Origin of the sequence: Streptomyces sp. ActVer, assembly GCF_027270795.1 — a bacterium.
GTDB classification, from domain to species: Bacteria; Actinomycetota; Actinomycetes; order Streptomycetales; family Streptomycetaceae; genus Streptomyces; species Streptomyces umbrinus_A.
This window is the reverse complement of record NZ_JAPWHT010000650.1, coordinates 1-4172: the sequence shown is the minus strand read 5'-3', so window position 1 is coordinate 4172 and position 4172 is coordinate 1. Positions and strand designations below refer to the sequence as shown.

Here is a 4172-nt window from a genome sequence, read left to right as displayed (position 1 = left end):
CCGCACCAGAGCGCGAGGGCGTCGTCGAGGACGACGGCCGCCTTGCCGGGGTCGCCGTCGGCAAGCGCGCGGACGCCCTCCCCGGCGAGCCGCTCGAAGCGGTGCAGGTCGATGTCGTCGGCCGCCGCGCACAGCCGGTAGCCGCCCTCGGCTGAGGTGATGGCGTCCGCGCCGAGCGTCCTGCGCAGCCTGCCCACCAGGGCCTGCAGCGCGCCCGTGGCGTCGGCGGGCGGGTCGGCGCCCCACACCTCGTCGACCAGTACGGCCGCGGGCACGGTCCGTCCCGGCCGCAGGGCGAGCACGGTCAGCAGGGCACGCAGCCGCGCCCCGCCGACCGGGACGGGCGTGCCGTCGCCACGGAGTGCCTGGGTGGTGCCGAGAATGCGGTAGCGCACGGGGTCCATTGTCTCCGGTGGTCTCAACACGGGTCGCGGGGTTCCTGCGGAGTGGCGCCCGGGATGTCGATCGTGACGAGGACACCGGTCTCCGCGGAGTCCTCCGGGATACGTTTTTCTGTCGGTTCGGACCGCTTGGCCCGGGTATCGGCCGAACGCGGCGACCGCTCCCCCGGTGCCGGTTCACACTGCGCCTGCCTGCCCGCGTAGAGCACCTGCCACGACCTCATGGGTCCACCCTCCCTGGAACTCACAGGCGATCGCGAGACGTTTTCGGCATACGCCCGGTACGGTCGGGCACGCCCCTCAGCATGAAGCCCGCTGAGCGAACCCCAGGGAGCCCGACCCCATGACCACCGCCACCACCCGCCACAGCGACCGGCGGATCAGCCCCGTCTTCCTCGGGATCGTGGCCGTCACCGCGGTGACCGGATGGGCCACCTGGACGGGCTTCGCCGAGCAGCCAGGCGTGGCCGTCTTCCTGTTCGTGACGGCGGCCTGGATCGTCTCGCTCTGCCTGCACGAGTACGCGCACGCGCGCACGGCCCTGCACAGCGGCGACATCTCGATAGGCGCGAAAGGGTATTTGACCCTCAACCCCCTCAAATACACCCACGCGCTGCTGAGCATCGTGCTCCCCGTCATCTTCGTAATGATGGGCGGTATCGGTCTGCCGGGCGGCGCGGTCTGGATCGAGCGGAACCGGATCCAGGGCCGCTGGAAGCACAGCCTGATCTCGGCGGCGGGCCCGCTGACGAACGTGCTGTTCGCGGTGGTCTGCACGGCCCCGTTCTGGCTGGACGCGCTGGACGGCGTACCGGCGGACTTCCAGTTCGCGCTCGCGTTCCTCGCACTGCTCCAGGTCACGGCCGCGCTGCTGAACTTCCTGCCGGTGCCGGGCCTGGACGGCTACGGCATGATCGAGCCCTGGCTGTCGTACAAGATCCGCCGCCAGGTGGAGCCCCTCGCGCCCTTCGGGCTGCTCCTCGTGATCGCCATCCTGTGGATCCCGGCGGTGAACGGTGTGTTCTTCGACGTGATCGACGCGCTCCTGCGCAGCCTGAACATCGACGAGTTCCAGACGTACTGCGGACAGAACCTCTACCGCTTCTGGACGGACACCAACGAGTTCTGCTCGGTCAACCAGTGACGGACGGCGTCCGGCGGCGCGCCCTGTCCCGGCGCAGGTAGTACCAGGTCATGTTGGACGAGAGACCCGCGAGCAGCACCCAGACGATCCCCAGCCAGCTGCCCTGGACGAAGGAGACGACGGCCGCGGCCGTGGCCAGCAGGCAGACGACGAGGGCGTAGAGGGCGAGTCGGGACATGGGGTGCGGCTCCTGTCAGGTCCTGTCGTTGCTGTCGGTCCCGCCAAGGGGACCTGCTCGGTCCCGTCGGGGGGACACTGCTGTGTCCAGTGTCCCCCACGTCAGGAGCCCGTCCGCACGGGCTCCGTCAGGACCCCGTGCGCACACAACTCCGCCCGGAGTCCGCCGCACGGCTACACGTCGGTCACACGCAGACCCGCGTGGGCCTTGTACCGGCGGTTCACCGAGATCAGGTTCGCGACCAGTGCCTCGACCTGGTGGGCGTTGCGCAGCCGCCCGGAGAAGACCCCGCGCATGCCGGGGATGCGGCCGGCCAGTGCCTGGACGATCTCGACGTCCGCGCGCTCCTCGCCGAGGACCATGACGTCGGTGTCGATCTCCTCGATCTCCGGGTCCTGGAGAAGGACCGCGGAGAGGTGGTGGAAGGCGGCCGTGACGCGCGAGTCCGGCAGCAGGGCGGCGGCCTGCTCGGCGGCGCTGCCCTCCTCGGGCTTCAGCGCGTACGCGCCCTTCTTGTCGAAGCCGAGCGGGTTGACGCAGTCGACGACGAGCTTGCCGGCCAGTTCCTCGCGCAGGGACTCCAGCGTCTTGCCGTGTCCGTCCCACGGCACGGCGACGATCACGATGTCGCTGCGACGGGCGGTCTCGGCGTTGTCTGCGCCCTCGACGCCGTGGCCGAGTTCGTCGGCGGCGGCCTGCGCGCGCTCCGCGGCCCGCGATCCGATGATCACCTTCTGGCCGGCCCGCGCCAGCCGGTAGGCGAGTCCCTTGCCCTGCGGACCGGTGCCGCCGAGTACGCCGACGACGAGCCCGGACACGTCGGGAAGGTCCCAGGGGTCCTTCGCGGGCGCCTTCTGTGCACTGTCAGTAGAGGTCATGGGCCGACTTTACGTGCGCTGTTCCCGTCCGCGGCGGTCAGGTGAGCCCCGTCACGGACACCCTGCGGAAGACGATGGTCTCGTACGCACCGAAGTCGCCCGTCTCGTAGAGGAGTCCGACGGTGTCGTCGTCGACGCGGACGAGATCGGAGTACCCGGCGGGCAGTCCGTCCACGGTGTGCGCGGGCCGCCAGGTGACGCCGTCGTCGGTGCTGGAGCGGATCGTCATCAGGGCGCGGAAACCGGGGTCGGCGGGGCCGGAGTACAGCAGGACGTCCGGGTCGCGGAGCTGGAGCACGCTGCCCTCGACGACCGGGCCGGTGAGGCCGGCCTGCGGCCGGAAGGGCTTGACCAGGGTCTGGCCGCCGTCCCGCGAGTACGCGTCGGCGCGGGTGCCGGGTGCGGTGGAGTCGGTGCGGGTGTTGAAGTAGACGCGGCCGTCGGGGAGTTCGGTGGCGGTGGTCTCGTTCACGTTGATGTAGTTGTCGGTGTTGTCGTCGACGTACCCGATGCGCCAGGTCTCGCCGTCGTCGTCGCTCAGCAGACAGTGCCCGCCGTTGTACTTGCCCTCGGTGCCGGTGTCCTTGCCGGTCGGCGGGAGGGAGTGGTTGGCGGGGACGACGACCCGGCCGGTGCTCAGCCGGAGGGCGTGGCCCGGGGTGGTGGCGTACCACCGCCAGGTGTCCTTCTTCGTCTGCTTCGTGATCTCCTTCGGGCCCGACCAGGTGAGGCCCTCGTCGTCGCTGTGCTGGACCCAGACGCGGCGTCCGTCGGCGGCGCTCACCTTGCCGCGGCGGATGGCGTCCTCCGTGGCGAGGGCTGCGTTGCGGAGGTGGACGAGCAGGACGCGGCCGGTGTCGAGGACGACGGGGGCCGGGTTCCCGGAGAGCGCGTCCCCGTTCTTGGCGGCGACCAGGAGCGGGCCCCAGGTCAGGCCGCCGTCCGTGGAGCGCTTCAGCACGATGTCGATGTTCCCGAAGTCGTCCCGGGAACCGACCCTGCCCTCGCAGAAGGCGAGCAGGGTGCCCCCGCCGGTGGCGACGACGGCCGGGATCCGGAAGCTCGCGTAGCCCTCCTGTCCCGCCCGGAACGGCACGGATGTCTCAGTACTGGCCATGGAACCCTCCCTTACCGAATCGGACGGACACTCTGCCCACCCCGGGCGAATTCATGGTGAACTCCACCTGACGAGTGGCCGGTTGCGGCAGGATGCGTGCGCATGGATGCCGTACGGGTCGCCCTGTTGCGCGAAGTGCTCGCCGGAACCGAGTGGCCGGGTGCCACGCGGCGGTTCGCGGGAGCGCTGCGCTCCTCCGTGCTGCCGCACGGGGGCGGACTGCTGCTGGTGGGGACGGCGGAGTACGAGCCGTGGCACCTCGCCGCGCACCTCGTGGACGAGGCCGCCTGGTCGGGCACGCCGGAGCTGACGCCGACGCTCGTACGGCACGGGGCGCGGCCCGGGGACCCGGCCCATCTGGCCGTCGGACTCGGCCGGATCGAGGCGGCCCGGCGGGGCGAGACGCTCCTCGTGGTGGCGCCGGACGCGCCCGGGGCCCCGCACCTGGACCGGG

General features: G+C 71.2%; 6 protein-coding genes and 1 pseudogene. 2 read left to right on the top strand and 5 right to left on the bottom strand.

The features are described from left to right. Positions 1-404 (bottom strand): winged helix-turn-helix domain-containing protein (locus O3Q52_RS49760; protein ID WP_269655031.1); only part of this gene is annotated, 404 nt, incomplete at its 3' end. Between the two features lie 14 nt (positions 405-418). Then, positions 419-625, bottom strand: a complete 207-nt coding sequence (locus O3Q52_RS49755; RefSeq protein WP_269655030.1) for a hypothetical protein — start codon at positions 623-625, stop codon at positions 419-421. Between the two features lie 119 nt (positions 626-744). Between O3Q52_RS49755 and O3Q52_RS49750 the strand changes: the two genes are divergently transcribed. After that, positions 745-1545, top strand: a complete 801-nt coding sequence (locus O3Q52_RS49750) for a site-2 protease family protein (RefSeq protein WP_269655029.1) — start codon at positions 745-747, stop codon at positions 1543-1545. Here the strand turns inward: O3Q52_RS49750 and O3Q52_RS49745 are convergent. The 3 genes from O3Q52_RS49745 to O3Q52_RS49735 all read right to left on the bottom strand — a co-directional run bounded on the left by O3Q52_RS49745 (position 1535) and on the right by O3Q52_RS49735 (position 3718). Then, a complete protein-coding gene (locus O3Q52_RS49745; protein ID WP_269655028.1) occupies positions 1535-1723 on the bottom strand; it encodes a hypothetical protein in 189 nt (62 codons plus the stop codon). The two genes, O3Q52_RS49750 and O3Q52_RS49745, sit on opposite strands and share 11 nt — an antisense overlap. Before the next feature lie 173 nt (positions 1724-1896). After that, positions 1897-2601 (bottom strand): NADPH-dependent F420 reductase, encoded by a 705-nt coding sequence (gene npdG / locus O3Q52_RS49740; RefSeq protein WP_055612268.1) that lies wholly within the window; start codon positions 2599-2601, stop codon positions 1897-1899. 37 nt (positions 2602-2638) lie between these two features. Next, entirely contained in the window at positions 2639-3718 is a 1080-nt protein-coding gene (locus tag O3Q52_RS49735) for an exo-alpha-sialidase (RefSeq protein ID WP_269655027.1), read from the bottom strand. Positions 3719-3820: 102 nt separating this feature from the next. Between O3Q52_RS49735 and O3Q52_RS49730 the strand changes: the two are divergent. Beyond that, positions 3821-4172: pseudogene (locus tag O3Q52_RS49730) on the top strand (hypothetical protein); the annotation flags it as partial.